The sequence below is a fragment of the Cytobacillus oceanisediminis 2691 genome (assembly GCF_007678455.1).
Classification (GTDB): Bacteria; Bacillota; Bacilli; order Bacillales; family Cytobacillaceae; genus Mesobacillus; species Mesobacillus oceanisediminis_A.
Window position 1 is genome coordinate 194,638 of record NZ_VEEP01000006.1, and the last position, 16,934, is coordinate 211,571.

Sequence of the window (16,934 nt, forward strand, 5' to 3'; positions counted from 1 at the left end):
TTTAGGAAAATAAAGGGAGGGATATTTAGGCTTTTTGTCATGTCCGGTAGAAAAATATCTTATTAGGGGAAAAGAAGATGAAAAAAACTAGAATTCTATCATTAACTTTAGTTTTATTATTAGTGATGGGAAGTATACTTCCATATCCAGCTTCTGCTATATCTTCTGCAAAAGGAAATAAAGTTTCACAGATCAGCAAAACCAAATTTAAAGAAAAAGTAAAGAAAAGTCAGGTACAAGCTGACAAGAAGAACGGAAGTCCTGTTTCACTGAAAAAGAAAGCAGAAAATCCTTTAGAAACAAAATTAAAGAACAAAGCGAATAATAAAGATGGCCATAAAGAAAAAACTGCTACAAATGAATTAATTATCAAATACAAAGCAAAAACTGATTCTAGTAAAATACAAACCCTTCACAAAAAGTTTTCTTTACATTCATCCAAGACACTGAAATCAGTAAATGCTGAAGTTGTAAAAATTCCAAAGGGCAAATCAGCATCAACTGTAATCAAAGAGTTAAAAAAGGATCCCACAATAGAATCTGTCCAGCCAAACTATAAGTACTATGCAAGCGAGATCAATGATGCACCAAATTATTATGATCAGCTTTGGGGTATTCATAACACTGGCCAGGCAATTAAAAATATCCCAGGTATTGCAGATATTGATGTAGATGCGAAAGAAGCAAGGACCAGTTATGCTGGTAAGCTATCACAGGTAGTGGTTGGGGTAATTGACACAGGAGTAGATATCAGCCACCCAGATTTGAAAGATATTATATGGACCAATCCTGGTGAAGCTGGAGCTATGGCATCCGACGGAATTGATAATGACAAGAATGGCTATGTGGACGATGTCCATGGATGGGACTTCGTCAATAATGACAATACTGTGTACGATCCTCTTGATGGAGACGAACATGGAACTCATGTATCAGGTACCATTGCAGCCGTTTTAGAAGGAACAGGAAACAAAGGGGTGGTTGGAGTTGCCCCGAATGTTAAGATACTGCCTATTAAATTCTTAGGTCCCTGGGGAGGCACGACCTCAGATGCCATTTTAGCAATTGAATATGCAAAAAGCATGGGTATTAAAATCACAAACAATAGCTGGGGCGGCGGAGAATATGATCCACTATTAGAGGAGGCAATCAATAACTCCAACAGCCTGTTTGTAGCAGCTGCCGGAAATGATGGAATGAATAATGATATGTACCAGTCTTTTCCATCAAGCTTTGAAAGTGCAAATATACTATCCGTTGCGGCTTTAGACAACATGGGTAATCTTGCAGACTTTTCTAATTACGGATTCAACTCCGTTGATGTGGCAGCACCCGGCGTTAACATTCTGAGCACAGTCCCTAAATACCCTGACGTTGAAATAGCTTCTGCTCTTGGGGTTGAAAATTTAGGCGCCTCTGCACAAATAAATAACACAGAACTGAATTTCAAGGCTGTATTCGACGGGGTCGGGTATGAAAAAATAAATGAGAACCAAAGATCAGATGCATTTGATAAAGCACTCAGCTTCCTTGATATTCCTAAAGATCAAACGAAAAAAATCCTGCTCGTCCAGGATGATGAACATGATATTGCAAGTGAAATTCCAGTTCCTGAATTACAGGAATATTTCAAGGACTATCTTTCAACTTATGAAAACCTTCTTGAAGGTTATAACTATGAAGTACAGTCATTGGATTTTGATTCTTCATTAATGGATAGCGGGGTAGATTTGTCTTTATATGATGCTGTGGTCTGGTTCACAGGACACGGGCTTGGAATAGGTGCCGATGAAGGAACAACACTTACCTCTGCTGATATTGATACGCTATCAAACTACCTATCTAACGGCGGCCGTCTTCTGCTGACAGGACAGGATGCCATTTATGGACAGGAATCCTCTCCTTTCGTACAGGAGTTGTTAAGCTTGAATGTTTATCCTGACATGGGACCAAACCTGAATGTATCAGGGCTTCCTGGCGGCATTTACGAAGGCCTTTCATATGAAGTAGACCGTTTTGAATCTCCATATCCTTTTGCTGATTTTATCCAGTCAACCGGACCTTCAGCAACAGTGAATCTAAAGTATGTCTCTGCATATAAACAAGCATACGATTATTATAATGGTACCTCTATGGCTACACCGCATGTTACTGGTGTTGCTGCCTTATTTGCAGGCTTATATCCTAAAATGTCACCAGAATTAACAAAGCTTTATTTAAGCCATAAAGGGAAAGAGCTGCCAAATCTAAAAGGTCTTATTAATAGCGGGAAATTAGCCAAAGCAAGCAAGCTCAATTTCTTTGATGACAACAATTTCCCTGGCACACCTTTAGTTAAGAACATTCTAAATGGCAGTGTCAATGTTACAACAGATAAAGATGATGTCTATGCAGTCGCCCTAAAAGAAGGCGAAGTATTAAATATCTCCTTAACAGGACAGGCAGGAACCGACTTTGACTTATATTTATATGACAGCTCTGCAGCAGATATATCAAATGCGGGCGGAATGGTTGGTTATTCTGAGAACGAAAACACATCGAAAGAATCCATTAAATTTACAGCACCAGCTACAGATGTTTATTTCATAGATGTCTATGCATTTAAAAACTCAGGTTCATATAAGCTTTCTGTTGGGAATTTTGCAGGCTCCTATGAAGATAATTCAGATGCTTTGTCATACTGGGGCAATTGGGACTATATAGAAGACCCTGCTTTATCAAAAGGAACAGCAAGCGTTCTTAATTCGCAAGGTGAAGTCAACTTTTCTTTTGTGGGGTACAGTTTTGAATGGCAAGGCTTCAAAAACTATAATCAGGGAGTTGCAGATGTCTATATCGATGGAGTAAAACAGAGTTCACCATCGTTGTATTCATCAAGTTTCAAAGCAAAGGAAAGAATCTATAGAAAAGATTATTCATCCTATGGCGAGCATAAGGTGAAGATTGTCTGGACAGGAAAAACAGATGCTGCAGCCCGCAAGAGTGCTGCCGGAATCAATATTGACAGATTCATAGTGAGAAGTAATCCTGTTTCTCTGAATGTCTATTATGACACTGCGAAGAAACATCCGGTCGTTTCCTGGAATTCTGTTTCATGGGCAGCTTCCTATGATGTTTACCGTAAGGAAAGTACGCAAACTGAATATAAAAAGCTGAATACTACTCCAGTTTCAGCTGTCAGCTTCAATGATACAACTGCATTGCCGGGCAAAACGTATGCATACAGCATTGTGATTAATACAAAAGATACTCAGGAAACACCGATGTCCACGTCCTTCACTTTTGTTTACGACGACGATACAAAGGGACATATTAATTTATCATCAAGTACCGTAAAAGGATCTTTAAATTCAGCTTCAAAGGACCTCAATGACGTTTGGTCCAAGCAATTGGAACAGGGAAAAACATATCAATTCGTCCTTACTGGTCCATCATCAGCTGACTTTAATCTTAAATTCTTTAAAACCGGAACGACGACGATTTATGGTGCAACTCCATTAAAAGAGTCTGCCTTATCTGGTTCAACCGAGAAAGTGACTTTTACACCGCAAACTACAGGACTATATTATATAGTTCCAACCGCAAAGAGCGGAGCTGGGCAATATAGCCTCACAGCATCGGTGCAGACAACAAAACGTATGGAAAATACAGATTCAAATCTTAAATACACAGGAACATGGAGTAAGATAAGCTATTCCAGCGCTTCTGGAGGCAGCATTGGCCGGGCGAATTCAACATCAGCCAGTCTGGCATACTCTTTCAGTGGAACATCACTTAAGGTTTACGCTTTAAAGGATACAAACATGGGACTCGCCGATATATACATCGATGGTATCAAAGTCAAGCAGATCGATTTGTATGCATCAAGCCGCAAATATAAAGTGAACGTCTATGAATATAAACCATCTGACAATAATAACCACACAATCAAGATTGTCCCAACCGGGAAAAAGAATAACGCTTCAGCAGGCACATATGTAAATATTGACGCTTTAGATTTAACAAAGTTTACGCCATTGAATTAACGAATAAAATATTGCATTATGCTTGCAGACCCAGTCTAATTTTTAGACAGGCCTGCAGGCTTTTTTTATTCCAAAAGGATTTCTCGATAGGTATTTTTACTAAATTCAAAAGATTAAAAATTAGGAAAAAGCTCTCAGTGAACCTGTTAAATGAATGTGCTAAAATAATATTCGACATAATTAGACGGCATAATTCGTTGGAGGCAGCATGAAATACAATCACACAATCGATAAACTAAAATTCTTTGCAGCTATTGCTGTTGTTCTAATCCACACCACCGGTTCGCTTCAACAGTTTAACCTTGCTACACTAACGAATTATTATTCATACAGGCCATTGCTGGATCTTGCCGTACCTTTCTTTTTTGCGGCATCTGGTTATTTTCTTTCTGGGAAGACAGTATCCTACCTTCCAGGCTATCTAAAAAAGATTTTATCCATTTATATTTCCTTCACTGTCTTTTATTTATTATTTAAATTACTTATCACTTTCACTGATAGATTACTGTTAGGCACCGCCTTCTGGAACGGAATCAACTCCTTCTTGAAAGGCCTTACATTTCAAGGTTTGATCAATGGCACTATAGGATCATTTCATTTATGGTTTTTGACAGCATTAATAATTTCAGCACTTCTTTTATTTATTTGTTTACGCCTTTCTATAAAATCCGAAATGATTTTTGTCTTGGCTGCTATTCTTTATTTTTCAAATTTAGTTGGTATTCTTAACTTCAACGATGTATTTATGTATGGAGGATTTGCAAAAGGATTTTTCTATTTAGCTATGGGTTTTTATTTAGGAAATAAAGATATTTCAAAACTCAAGTGGCCCTTAGCGGGTTTAATCAGTTCTATCTTGATATTAACTTTATTGTCATACTACCATTCTAGTTTAAATGTACTTTTCTTAATGTCTGCTACCTACTATTTATTGGTATACGCTGTTCAAAATCCTGGAGAAAAAAGTTATTTATCCAATTGGGGATCTTACTCATTGAACATCTATATCCTTCACATCTTTGTGTATCAAAGTATAAATAAAATATATATATACTCAGGTATAACTGAATACTATAAATTCCCTTACTATTATCTGACAACAACCCTATTAGCACTCGTTATACCTATATTATTGTACAGACCTGTAGATAAGTTCCTGGCTGCCCCTGTTACACAATGGGTCCATAACATTACCTTTATTTTGAAAGAAAAAAGCGCAAAATAATGCAAAGAGAAATGCAGAGGATTACCAGCATATAAAGTTTGCGAATAAAATTCTTATACACAAGAAACCAAAAATGGCATGTCAAACTGCTGTCAGTTTGCACGCCATTTTTATTGTCACTTATTTGATTTGCACCCCAAAAACAGAACAGTTAAGAATGTTAGATGGGATTATGCTATTTAAAAATATCGTTGATCAGGTTATTCTCCAAAAGAAATTGAGAGGTTTCTATGTCCTTCATCAATTTGTTATAACCGGGCCTGCATGCTTCAATATTCGCTTTTTGGCCGGTTCTGTTGTCTATACAAGTCCCTGAGTCAAACGTGCCTTTATGTGATGCATGATAATCATATCGGTCAGAATAAAAGGTGTATCTTGTTGTTTCATAAGCAAAACCTACAAATCCTTCTTGATCGATATCCAGCGGCTTCCCAAATTGAGCCAGCGGTTCATCTATCCCGAGCAAGGAAGAAATAGTCGGATATATATCCATCTGGCTGGTGACCTTCGTACTCACAAACCCCTTAACCTGTCCAGGATGGTGGATAATTAAAGGAACATTGAATTGTTCCTTTTCACCAAACTTAATTCCCAGCAATTCCTTTAATTCGTTTTGATTCTTTGGCAGCAATCCGTAATGGTCCCCATATAATACAAATATGGTATTATCCCATAGGTTTTCTTTCTTTAGATCTTCAATGAATTTGCCAACAGCCTTGTCAAAGTAACTAACACTTTGCAGATAATTCCCCGTTGAGGTTCCCTCCAACTTTTCGGAGAGGTAAAGAAATTCATATGGGTCAGGCATCTCGAATGGCCTATGCAAACTGAGCGTAATAATAAAGCTATAAAAAGGCTTTTCTGACTGCTTATATTCATCAATCATCTGGGAAAACATGCTAGCATCTGATATTCCCATCCCAATCACGTCATCCTTTTTAATAGAAGGGTGATTGGCATGATAAAACTCTTCATACCCCTGCTTTTCGTAAGCTGCTTGTCTATTCCAGAATTCAGGAGAGTTACCATGAGAGGCGCTAGTTTGATATCCTCTTTTCTTTAATATATTGGCTAGTGACAGATAATTATTTTGAGGGAAGCCTTTGTAAATTCCCTCTGGCGACATTGGATATAAAGAATTATTGGCAACGAATTCTGCATCCGATGTATTTCCTCGCCCAATCTGTAAATAAGCATTAGGGTAATAATGACTTCCTGAGATCAGCTTATTTAGATTAGGGGTAATTTCCTGCCCCTCAACCTCCAGTCCAATAGGGAAAGTATTCAGAGATTCTGCTTGAACCATAATGATATTCTTATCTTTAAATTGTCCATAATAGGGTGAGGTTTTTTGAAGCATCTGATTTTTTTCAAATTCACTTCTTATCTCTGTTAGTTGTGCAGAGGTTACACTTACAGGCTCCTCTGCAAGGGTATCGGCAAAGAGTGAATGACCTTCCGAATAGATATGTGCTGGCAGGACCCCTGTCAAAGATACCATGTACTGATCCGAAAATGACGATTTTAATGGGAAGAAAGCGGTGAATAATAGCATAGCAATACCTGTTACCATAAACAAAGAAGAAAGCATAGATTTTCTTTCTTCGGCAACTTTCCGGTTAAACCAGTAAAAAAAGAATAAAACAAACGGTATGTCAATCCAATATATAAAATCACTGGCATATATCAAACTAATGACGGATCCTGCAACATCTCCCAGCTGATTAGCCTGACCTGCCATCTCAATGTGAAGAATGGCATCATAATATCTCTCATAAAGGACATCTCCATAAAACAACATACTTAAAGCTAAATACAGTAAACCGGCAATAAAGCTATAAAACTTTGATTTTCTCAAGACTAGCAAACTAGTCAGCACCAGACTTAAGCCGCCAGAAGAAAATAAAATAAATTTTTTATGGGGATTTAACTCTAATTCATGAACAAAGTAGAATGTTCTTAGACTCCAGACAGTGGTTACTATTAGAGGTAATAATATAGTGTATAATATAAACCGTTTATTATATGATAAACGCAATGAATACAACTCCATTCACAATGCTAAATATAGTGTTCTTACTATTTTTAACATAAATTTACAAAAACTTAAACCTATTTTAATATTTTTCTCCCTAAAACCTAGAAATTCTACATACTTTTTACACATTTTGTAGTTTTTTTGGTTTTCAAAAATAAAGGATATAACAAGTAGAAGATGAATAATATTAAGATAGGTTACTCTCCATTTAAAAGTGGGTATATTAAATAAAAAATCCAGGGAAGTGATATCATGGAGCACGAAGGTAATTTTGCGATTGGATTATCATGGGGAATTTCGTTAAGTATACCGCTTTGGATATCAATGCTTGGATGGGTAAAACTTTTAGGCAGCTTTTTATATTTGCTCTTTTCTTAAACATTGTTGCAATAGTATTACGAAGCTAGAAGGCATAGATTTAAAAGCAATAATCGATACAAAAACAGCACCCGCTTCATTGTGGGTGCTGTTTCTTTTACTTAGACACTTCATATCCCTTAGGATTGCTTTGCTGCCATCTCCACGAATCCCTGCACATCTCTTCAATTCCTCGTTCCGCTTCCCAGCCAAGTTCTTCTTTGGATTTACTAGGGTCAGCAAAACAAACAGCAATATCACCAGGACGCCGGTCCACGATTTTATACGGTACCTTGTTTCCTGAAGCATTTTCAAAGGCGTGGACAATCTCAAGAACACTGTAACCTCTTCCAGTTCCGAGATTGTATGCTTCTACTCCGTTAGATTCCATGACTTTTTCTAACGCCTTTAAATGGCCCACCGCCAGGTCCACGACATGGATATAATCCCGGACCCCAGTACCATCTACTGTTGGATAGTCATTACCGAAAATCTGTAATTCCTCAAGTTTTCCAATCGCAACCTGGGTTATATACGGCATCAAATTATTAGGGACTCCAGTTGGATCCTCTCCGATCCGTCCGCTTTCATGTGCCCCAATTGGATTGAAATAGCGCAGCAATGCAATGCTCCAGCTATTGTCCGCTACATTCAAGTCTTTTAAGATTTGTTCAATCATCAATTTTGTGCTGCCATATGGGTTGGTTGTGCTGAGCGGGAAGTCTTCTGAAATAGGCGTTTTTTCCGGCATGCCATATACCGTAGCTGATGAGCTGAACACCAGCTTCTTAACCTCAAACTCCTGCATCACCTGGCAAAGCACTAAAGTACCTGTAATATTATTATGATAATAATGAAGCGGCATGGAGACTGATTCTCCTACTGCTTTCAATCCCGCAAAATGAATAACTGCTTCAATTTGGTTTTCCGCGAATACTTTTGCCAGGGCTTCCCGGTCAAGCAAATCCACATCGTAATAGGAGAATTCCTTTCCTGTAAGCTCCTTCACCCTTTTTAATGATTCCGGTTTGCTGTTTGAGAAATTATCAACAACGATAATCTCCTTGCCAGCGTTCAATAATTCCACACATGTATGGCTGCCGATGTAGCCGGCACCCCCTGTTACTAGAATAGCCATTGAGGACCTCCTAATTATAAAAAAACAATTTTTATTACTTTCAACGTATGCAATCTTAATATAACAAATTAAGTCAATTGCTAAAAGCAGGAACTGAATTTCAACTGAAAGTTTTCCAAAATCAACCGATTTTCTCATTAATGTCAGCCTTCCTCAATTGATTACTCCCATATCATCATACCTGCTTTTTTTCTACATATAAGTTTAATAAAGGAGTGTGCCATCAAATACAGAGGAGCTATTTTATGCGCAAAAAACACCGTCAAAAAGGAATCATTTTGGCTATTTTTATAATGGCAGTTCTTTTTTTTCTTTTTAACTTAATCACTTTATCTCCTTCTAAACAGGCAGAATCATTAGTTAGCAAGTTTTACTCATTTGAGCAGGATGGCAATTATTCTGAATCATGGAAATTACTGCACCCCTTTATAAAAGAAAAGTTCCCCAAGGCTGCTTTCATCCAGGATCGTGCCCATGTATTTAATGGCCATTTTGGTGCAGAAACGTTTGCTTATGAAATAGAAGATGCCACAGAAGTAAAAGGCTGGAAACCAGCTAAAGGGGAAAAATCCTATAAAAAGGCTTACAAATTTATAGTGAAACAGAGATATTCTGGAAAGTACGGAAAGTTCCATTTCTCGCAGGAGGTCTATGTAGTGAACTACAAAAAAGAACTGGTGATTTTATGGGATTATAATCATTAAGAGGCTTTGGATATCACTTCTCCTGTGAATTTTCCCATGCTGCCATATTGAAAAAGAAAGAATGCTGTCGTTTCTTATCGAGAACATTTTATACAAAAACGTTCACTATTAAATTAAAATAAAGATAATACCTTTTAAGGAGGACCAATGGATGCCATTATTGCAGATGAAGGAAGTATTCACACCTCTTAAACTAGTCGGGATCAAAGTATTTAAATGCAAGGAAGGGTTTACCTATATTAAATTTTGGAACAGGCCCCGAAAAAAAATCTTTGGTTAAAAATGTTTTCGTATTGATATCTGCTTCCCGAATATTATACTATCTATCACATTCTGACTGATCACGCGGCTCTTTTCTTTCTGCTAATTAACAGAGGATGCATGTAAAATCCTAAAAATACTTTTGTTTGAGAAACCAACAAAGGAGCTATAGTAAAAAATAAAAGAAGCATACCGAAGCCTGCTCCTACATTTTCATCCTAAGTGAAATTGCTTGTTGCCCATGGTAACTGGCTTTTTGTTTTAAATGGGCTCTTAGCTTATCACACACCGCATCCTGCATCAATGCTTCATTATATTGCTGTAAAAACAAATGAATTTTGCATTTCAACCTTACAAGTGATTTCAACACATATTCCTCCTTAAAATACATAAATCGCAGGAGACGAAGTCGTATTCGGAAACTGGCTGACATGATCACATTATAGTGAAGTTAGTCCCTGTAGCTTTGCGTCACCATTTTTCAATGGTTTTGCCATTATCGTACGATTTATGTGTATGTATCTAAAGTACCGAACTCCATCATATTTGTTAAGGGACTTTAGACCTATTAACTGTTTTTTATATTGGAAAATACTTCGAATTTATACCCTTTTTCTATATTTATTAAACATTTTCATCTAAAAAATGAGTGTCCGAAAAATAATTACTGGACACTCACATTCTATCTATTTCTTATTTTAATTCCAGAATGACATACTGGGCACTAACCCAGCCCGTTCTCCCATCAGCAAGCTTGACATTGTACCAAGACTTCGTACCATCCATAATAACATTGCCAGCAGAATCTACAGAAAGGGGAATAAAATCATTCAGCTTCAATGCTGCTATTGGAGCCTGAGCAGTGGAAGCAATCGGCCGTACATTTAACGAAGACGCTGTCACTCTGCCCAGATTCTTAACTGTGATGAACTCTTTATAGCGATCGAACTTAATATCATTTGTCCAATAATCTCTATTATCGACTGAGAGTTTTACCCAATAATCGTTATGCTTCTCAAGTATGGTGAACAATTGGTCTTTTTTCAAAGTTTGAGATGCAACGGTACTTCCCTTTTGATTTACAAGCTTTATATCCTGTTTGGCCACTGCCGAAATACCTGATGGAAAACCATCCTTCCCTTCAGGTCTGGATGGATATGAAAACAAGTTCGAATTGGCAGCGATATTATATTCAGCATTATTATAAGGGTAAATCTTCTGCATATGGGCTGCTATCTTTTGCCCCCATTTGACATCGCTGGCATAATAGAAATTCATCCCTGCGCTATTCGAATCCAATCTGCTATTGTCTGAAACTGTTCTGGTACTATAGCCCAAATAGGCACCTTTATACTTCCAGCTTGCCGGATTAAGATAGGTAGACACCAATTCCTGTGCAATATAATCAATATTTTGTTCAATTGAAGCAAAGCGGACCGCACCTATATAAGGAGCAGCATCAAATGCTCCAAATCCAAACAGATTATATTTCCCTAAGGAAATATTCGAAGTGCCAAATGCACTCTCATGGACGGCGTGGGCTGCCAGATATAAAGAATTGATGCCATATTTGTTCCCCGCATCTATGAAAGCTTGTCCTTTCCCTTTTAATACGCTGATCCTGCCTGAACTCAAATTGTTATCGATATACTGGTTAATCTGTGCAGCCGTGACCCTGGAGGGCTTTCGCAGATCAATAAATTGATAACCTTCCCGATGAAGCGGATCTCCAGTCACAACCTCCTTTATGTATCCTCCCGAAACGTATCCGGTTCTTCCGTTAAATACAGTCTTGAACCATCCATTGGATACTGTATGAGTAGGATTGATCAGCGACCCATAAGGCAGTACTGCCAGAATTTCAGAATCAGTCGCAGCTGTTTTTCTCAGGTTTAAATTAGCTGCAGTTACATAGGTTTTTCCAGAAATAGCTGTTTCTGACACCTCCAGCTGCTGTTCTGGCTCTTGTGATGGGCTTGCTGTCACTGGCACCACTGGATCCTGGATCTGAGGTGCAGGAGATATCGGTTCTTGTTCCACCGGCGCCTGCTCGACTGGCACCTGAGGAACAGGGACCTGCTGGACTGGCGCAGGCTTGGTAGCCGGCGGCGTATAGCTTGTCATTTCTCCACCAAAAACATACCCGGATTTTCCCGCAAAACTGAAACTATACCAGTTTCCAACACTATACTTGGAACTCACTATGGTATTTTTCGGGATTTTCACCAGTTTCGTATATATATTTCCATAAGATGAATACAAATAAGTATCCTTGTTGGTGGTAAAGTTCATTTGGCTGAAGGATTTTCCACTTTGAGCAGTCACTTCAGTCAATTGCACATAAACCGGTTTCCCATTATATACGACTTTTAACCATGTTTCCCCCGCACTATTAATAACCTTTTGAGTTGCCTGAAACCCATTATCCTTGCTTACTTTTAAAATAGCATTCTTCTTTTTGTCCGGGGATGCGTAAAGTTGAGCTTCTTTTTTCGTCAGATAAGTACCGTTTATATTGGAGTATTGGTAATACTCCTTAAGATAACCCGCACTCACCCAGCCTGTAGCTGAAGTGATTTTTTTGTTCACTGTGTAGGTATAGGAAACCTTGACCCATTCTCCGTTTCTTTCAGAAGATGAAACAACCGTGCCTTTTGGAATCGTTTTAATGATACCGTTTTTGGTACTTGGTCCTGAGCGTAAATTCAAGTTAGCAGTGGTTTGATACTTGATTACAGGAGTATTCGCTTTATTGGCACTGACATTTTGTTTTTTATCCGGTTGTGTGCTTTTAGGCGAAGCTGTGATTGGTTTAGCTGCTTCAGCATAAACCCTCATAATATAAGAACCTGCTACCCACCCAGTCCGTGAAACCTTTTTTCCTTTTTCAGCATAAGAATAGGTTACCTTGTACCAATCCCCAGAGCGCGATACAGCAGTAATCTGCTTGCCTTTTGGAATGGTCATCATGATTTTGTACTTTGTTCCCGCCCCTGTCCTCATGTTTAAATTAGCAGTAGTTTGATAAACCGAATTGCTAAGAATAACCGGTGATGCTGCTTCCCCGTAATTAATAAAAGGTGCACCAGGCAGTGACGTACTGCCGGCTAAAAGAGCTGCAGACATAAATAATACTCTGCCATATTGCTTCATATATTCACTTCCACTCATTTATTTTCTTCAGACCAGAGTGACTATCAGTAAAAAGTGTTACTAATTTATTTATCGGTAAAAAGAAGGCTTTTTGTAGACTTCCAGTTTTATAGGTTTTAAAAAAATTTCTTCAGCCCTAAAGAACAGCTATGACTGCATAAAAATAGGCCGGAACCCTTTTCAAGGATCCGGCCTTGCTATTATTTATCTTTAATTTCCAACAACTTTACCCTCAGTTCATTTTCCATCGTCGCAAGGTCCAGCTCTGCCTGGCGTCTCTTCGTCCGCCCTTCCTCCTGAATCCTCAATGTTTCTTCCAATGTGGTGATCAGGTTTTCCTGGGTTTTTTTCAATGTTTCGATATCGACAAGGCCGCGTTCGTTTTCTTTCGCGGTTTCAATTGTATTTGTTTTAAGCATTTCTGCGTTTTTCAGCAGGAGTTCGTTTGTCGTCTTGGATACTTGTTTCTGAGCCTCCACCGCGTGCCGCTGCCTGATCAGTGTCAGAGCGATGGCAACCTGGTTTTTCCAGAGTGGAATGGCTGTCACAATCGATGACTGGATTTTTTCGACCAGTGCCTGGTTCGTGTTTTGGATCAGGCGGATTTGCGGCGCACTCTGGATTGTGATTTCCCTGCTTAGCTTCAGGTCATAAAGGCGTTTATCCAGACGGTCGGCAAACTGGATCATATCGTTGACTTCCTGGAATTTCATCTGGTCCTGGGAAGCTTCTGCTTCTCTCTTTAACTGAGGGATCGTCTTTTCATGGAGCTCCTCAAGCTTCAGTTCCCCCGCAGCAATGTAAATGTTCAAGGCATTAAAATATTCTTTATTTGTTTCATATAGTTTCTCGAGCATCCCGATGTCAGATAGAAGCACATTTTTGCTTCGGTCGAGTTTCACGCTGATCCGGTCGATTTGCGCACCCGTCTTCTGATACTTTGAAAGGATCTCCTGGACAGAACCCGAAAGCTTGCCAAACATTCGTGAAAAGAAAGAGGGCTTTTCAGTACTAAGTTCATCTGGGTTCATATTATTGAGATGCTTCATCAAATCATTGATGACCTCTCCCACTTCGCCGACATCCTTTTTCTGGACATGCTCGAGCATCGCATGCGAAAAAGTCAGGAGCTTTCCTTGTGCCTGTGTACCATATAGAATCATCGCCTGGTGGTTTTTCGGGTCAATCTGCTCCGCCAATTGGAAAGCTCTCTGGCGATTTTCCTCCGGAATGACATCTATCAGCTTAACCGGTTTGCTTTCCTGGTGCTGCGGGCTACGCTCCAGCTGCAATTCAGGTGAATCGCCAAAAGGGTTTGTTAAAATATCATCCATGATATTGCCGGTATTTTTTAATAGGTCAGGGTTTTTGTCTGCCATTATTTCAACCTCCTGGTCTCATCAGGAATTTCATTTAGCTTCTTGATTGAATGCTTTGCTACGTCAATTTCAAAATTCAAATGATCAATATCGTCAGCCAGCATATAACTCAAATCTTTCTCAACGATCTTGTTAAGTTCTTTTAATGTATCCTGAGTATCATATAAGGATCGCTCAAGCTCACGGTTTTTGCCCGGCTGCGAAGAAAGAAAAGCATACTTTTCACTCAGTTCCATAATCGAATCCAAATGTGAAAAATAAAACTGTTCTGCCTTGAAAAATCTTCTCGGCTCCCGGTTGCTTAGCCTTTGGATGTTTTTTACCATACGCAAAAGCTCCATTCTTATTTTCAGTGAACGGATATGCCGGATCGAAAAGAGCGACTTCTGGATTCTCTTTATCTTCACATTAGCTTCTTTAAGATTTCTCTGTATATATTTGTATTCCTTCATCGTGAGTCTGTTTTTTTCAAGAATTCGTTTTTGATAATAATACCCGACTCCGAAAAACATAACACCGCCGCCAATCACCCCATAAAGCGAGGACATCCAGAATGTCTGGCCAAATCCAGCATAAGTCAGCAGCCACATGAATGCCGAAAACGGAATTGCGGCACCGGTTTGTATGAAACGTAAAAGGAATTTATTCATTAATATCGACTCCTGTTTTTGAATCTTCCTATTTATACGAATAGGAGACGCAGAATGTTTCATTCGCTGTAAATAAATGTTTTCTTACTTATACAATACTTCAAAGCACGCTATTTTTCTACAGACTCGGTCTGTAATGACTTCTAGGTCCTGGGACTGAGTTGATTGGATATTTTCACGGTTTAGAGCAATAAATGCACGCTCAAAGTTCGTAATTGCACCGTCATCCTCTATGATTGCACCATTTAGATCAATAATTGCACCAAAAAAAGATAATGGCACTTTCATTCAAATTATGAAATTTTCCCTCACCTTTCTTCTGCCTTCTTCTCCCATCGACAAAAGAGAAGGAAAGAGAAGGACAAGCTTGTAGAAACAACTGGTAATTTGTAGAAATTTTTGTTGTTTGATTTTTTAAAAAAGGCGGTATATAAGGATTAAAGAAGAAAAAGTAAAAAAATTCAAATGATAAGGAGTGTTTTTACATGAGAGTAAAAGCAGGCAGCTGGAGCATGTTGAGCCCGGAGGAAAAATTATTGTTATTAACAGTCGTCAGTAATCAATCTAAAAAGCAAAAAATTAATGAGAAATAAAAAACGGAGTGAATTTAGCTGTAATGGATATAAAAGCAGTGATAGAGGAAGACTGTTATAATAGAAATCTTAAATTACAAATATAGCAGTCTTTCATAGTATTTTTCCTAATTTCTATTGTCCACACACCCCCCCTCATCCCACATAATTGAAATCTCCGAGGCACATATGACAATTTATCTGCTCGTTTCGTCACCCAAATCTGGCAGCTTTTGTCGTAAATTGTAATATAAATGTAATTATTCCGTTATTTGTTTGTAACCCCTTTCGCTATATACTAGGTTTAACTTTTAACTAACGGGGGTAAAACTACTTGTTTAAGAGAATTCTAGCATCTTTATTGCTCATCACCTTAGTAGCCACTGTCGCACCGTCTTTTGATAAAGCCTCTGCCTCTGGAACCACTTATTATGTAAAAGTTAATTCTGGAACATTAAATATGCGAAACAAACCTTCCACTTCCGGAAAAATTGTTACCAAACTTTCTAAGAATCAGCTTGTAACTGTTTCTTCCCAGTCAAAAGGCTGGGCGAAGGTATCAGCAAAAGGGAAGGCGGGTTATGTAAGCTCAAAATACATAGCACCTAAAGCTCCTGCTAAAAAGGCTTCAGCTGCAAAAACGACAGCAGCCAAACCAGCCAATTATAAAGCTAAAGCAATCTCGACTGCCAAAAGTAATATGGGAGTTAAGTATAAATGGGGCGGAAATAATCCAAATGGATTTGACTGCTCAGGATTAGTGACCTACTCTTTCGCAAAAGCCGGAAAGAAGCTGCCTCGAACTGCTGCAGAAATGTATAACGTCGGCACAAAAGTTTCTTCCTACCAGCCTGGTGATCTATTATTCTACGCAACCAGCGGCGGCAAAAAAGTAACACATGTTGCGATTTATATTGGGAATGGACAAATGATCCACTCTGCAACTTCAAAGGGTGTATCTGTTGCAAGCATGAACAATCCATATTGGAAGCCAAGACTTGTTGGCGCCAAAAGATTATAAAGAAAAAGTGGCTATCGAGCCACTTTTTTTGTTTCTCATGCATTCGAGCGTTTGATCCAGCCGCCGAAATGCATGGCTATGAAGGCTACTTCATCTTTTTGCAAATGACCTCTTAAAGATGTAAATTACTTTTTGGGTGCATTTCAAGCACTGCAGTGTTGAGTCCTCCCGCCGTTGCATCCAAAGCGATTTCGGCTCCCGTAATGCCGCCGCCGATTACGAGTAAATCAAATTTATTATTTTTCAAATTGGAGATAATATCATTTCGTTTTAGATTCGTGAACATGGTGTTTTCCTCCTTAAACAGGAAAAGAGACCGTGAAGTATTACCAAACTGACGGTAATGCTTCGCGGTCTCTCTAATCTCCTGCCGATTTATTAATTTGTAATCATTGTAGAAAATGCCACTTG

Annotated in this window: 11 protein-coding genes and 1 riboswitch; of the genes, 4 read left to right on the top strand and 7 right to left on the bottom strand. The window is 38.6% G+C overall.

Translation table 11 applies throughout. The features are described 5' to 3' along the window. The first annotated feature begins 77 nt into the window (after positions 1-77). Entirely contained in the window at positions 78-4,025 is a 3,948-nt protein-coding gene (locus FS736_RS13595; RefSeq protein WP_144478137.1) for a S8 family serine peptidase, read from the top strand. A 208-nt stretch (positions 4,026-4,233) separates the two neighbouring features. Beyond that, a complete protein-coding gene (locus FS736_RS13600; protein ID WP_144478139.1) occupies positions 4,234-5,250 on the top strand; it encodes an acyltransferase family protein in 1,017 nt (338 codons plus the stop codon). Between the two features lie 175 nt (positions 5,251-5,425). Here the strand turns inward: FS736_RS13600 and FS736_RS13605 are convergent, their stop codons facing one another. Both FS736_RS13605 and galE read right to left on the bottom strand, forming a co-directional pair. Continuing rightward, positions 5,426-7,288, bottom strand: a complete 1,863-nt coding sequence (locus FS736_RS13605) for an LTA synthase family protein (RefSeq protein ID WP_186326782.1) — start codon at positions 7,286-7,288, stop codon at positions 5,426-5,428. Positions 7,289-7,763: 475 nt separating this feature from the next. Next, positions 7,764-8,783, bottom strand: a complete 1,020-nt coding sequence (gene galE / locus FS736_RS13610) for a UDP-glucose 4-epimerase GalE (protein WP_144478143.1) — start codon at positions 8,781-8,783, stop codon at positions 7,764-7,766. A gap of 245 nt (positions 8,784-9,028) precedes the next feature. Here galE and FS736_RS13615 point away from each other — a divergent pair, with 245 nt between their 5' ends. Continuing rightward, positions 9,029-9,487 (top strand): hypothetical protein, encoded by a 459-nt coding sequence (locus tag FS736_RS13615; RefSeq protein ID WP_144478146.1) that lies wholly within the window; start codon positions 9,029-9,031, stop codon positions 9,485-9,487. Between the two features lie 466 nt (positions 9,488-9,953). On the opposite strand, the gene FS736_RS24340 is transcribed toward FS736_RS13615, so the two are convergent. From FS736_RS24340 to FS736_RS13630, 4 genes are all read right to left on the bottom strand, one after another. Beyond that, on the bottom strand, positions 9,954-10,115 hold the full coding sequence (locus FS736_RS24340) for a hypothetical protein (protein WP_186326783.1): 162 nt from the start codon (positions 10,113-10,115) through the stop codon (positions 9,954-9,956). Positions 10,116-10,162: 47 nt separating this feature from the next. Beyond that, a riboswitch (cyclic di-GMP riboswitch) is annotated at positions 10,163-10,253 on the bottom strand. A gap of 188 nt (positions 10,254-10,441) precedes the next feature. Further along, positions 10,442-12,919, bottom strand: coding sequence for an SH3 domain-containing protein (locus FS736_RS13620; RefSeq protein WP_144478148.1), 2,478 nt, complete (start codon positions 12,917-12,919; stop codon positions 10,442-10,444). A gap of 182 nt (positions 12,920-13,101) precedes the next feature. Further along, positions 13,102-14,280 carry a toxic anion resistance protein gene (locus FS736_RS13625; RefSeq protein ID WP_144478150.1) on the bottom strand — a complete coding sequence of 393 codons (1,179 nt, stop codon included), beginning with the start codon at positions 14,278-14,280 and terminating at the stop codon, positions 13,102-13,104. After that, positions 14,280-14,930 (bottom strand): 5-bromo-4-chloroindolyl phosphate hydrolysis family protein, encoded by a 651-nt coding sequence (locus FS736_RS13630; protein WP_144478152.1) that lies wholly within the window; start codon positions 14,928-14,930, stop codon positions 14,280-14,282. The genes FS736_RS13625 and FS736_RS13630 overlap by 1 nt, the downstream gene beginning before the upstream one ends. A 906-nt stretch (positions 14,931-15,836) precedes the next feature. Between FS736_RS13630 and FS736_RS13635 the strand changes: the two genes are divergently transcribed. Continuing rightward, positions 15,837-16,523, top strand: coding sequence for a C40 family peptidase (locus FS736_RS13635; protein ID WP_144478154.1), 687 nt, complete (start codon positions 15,837-15,839; stop codon positions 16,521-16,523). 112 nt (positions 16,524-16,635) lie between these two features. Here FS736_RS13635 and FS736_RS13640 read toward each other — a convergent pair whose 3' ends face one another. Next, positions 16,636-16,809 carry an FAD-binding protein gene (locus FS736_RS13640; RefSeq protein ID WP_144478156.1) on the bottom strand — a complete coding sequence of 58 codons (174 nt, stop codon included), beginning with the start codon at positions 16,807-16,809 and terminating at the stop codon, positions 16,636-16,638. Positions 16,810-16,934 lie beyond the last annotated feature (125 nt).

Bases quoted from the DNA above. Each gene is read 5' to 3' on its own strand.
- FS736_RS13595 (WP_144478137.1), top strand. From the start codon at position 78: ATGAAAAAAACTAGAATTCTATCATTAACTTTAGTTTTATTATTAGTG.
- FS736_RS13600 (WP_144478139.1), top strand. From the start codon at position 4,234: ATGAAATACAATCACACAATCGATAAACTAAAATTCTTTGCAGCTATT.
- galE (WP_144478143.1), bottom strand. From the start codon at position 8,783: ATGGCTATTCTAGTAACAGGGGGTGCCGGCTACATCGGCAGCCATACA.
- FS736_RS13615 (WP_144478146.1), top strand. From the start codon at position 9,029: ATGCGCAAAAAACACCGTCAAAAAGGAATCATTTTGGCTATTTTTATA.
- FS736_RS13620 (WP_144478148.1), bottom strand. From the start codon at position 12,919: ATGAGTGGAAGTGAATATATGAAGCAATATGGCAGAGTATTATTTATG.
- FS736_RS13625 (WP_144478150.1), bottom strand. From the start codon at position 14,280: ATGGCAGACAAAAACCCTGACCTATTAAAAAATACCGGCAATATCATG.
- FS736_RS13630 (WP_144478152.1), bottom strand. From the start codon at position 14,930: ATGAATAAATTCCTTTTACGTTTCATACAAACCGGTGCCGCAATTCCG.
- FS736_RS13640 (WP_144478156.1), bottom strand. From the start codon at position 16,809: ATGTTCACGAATCTAAAACGAAATGATATTATCTCCAATTTGAAAAAT.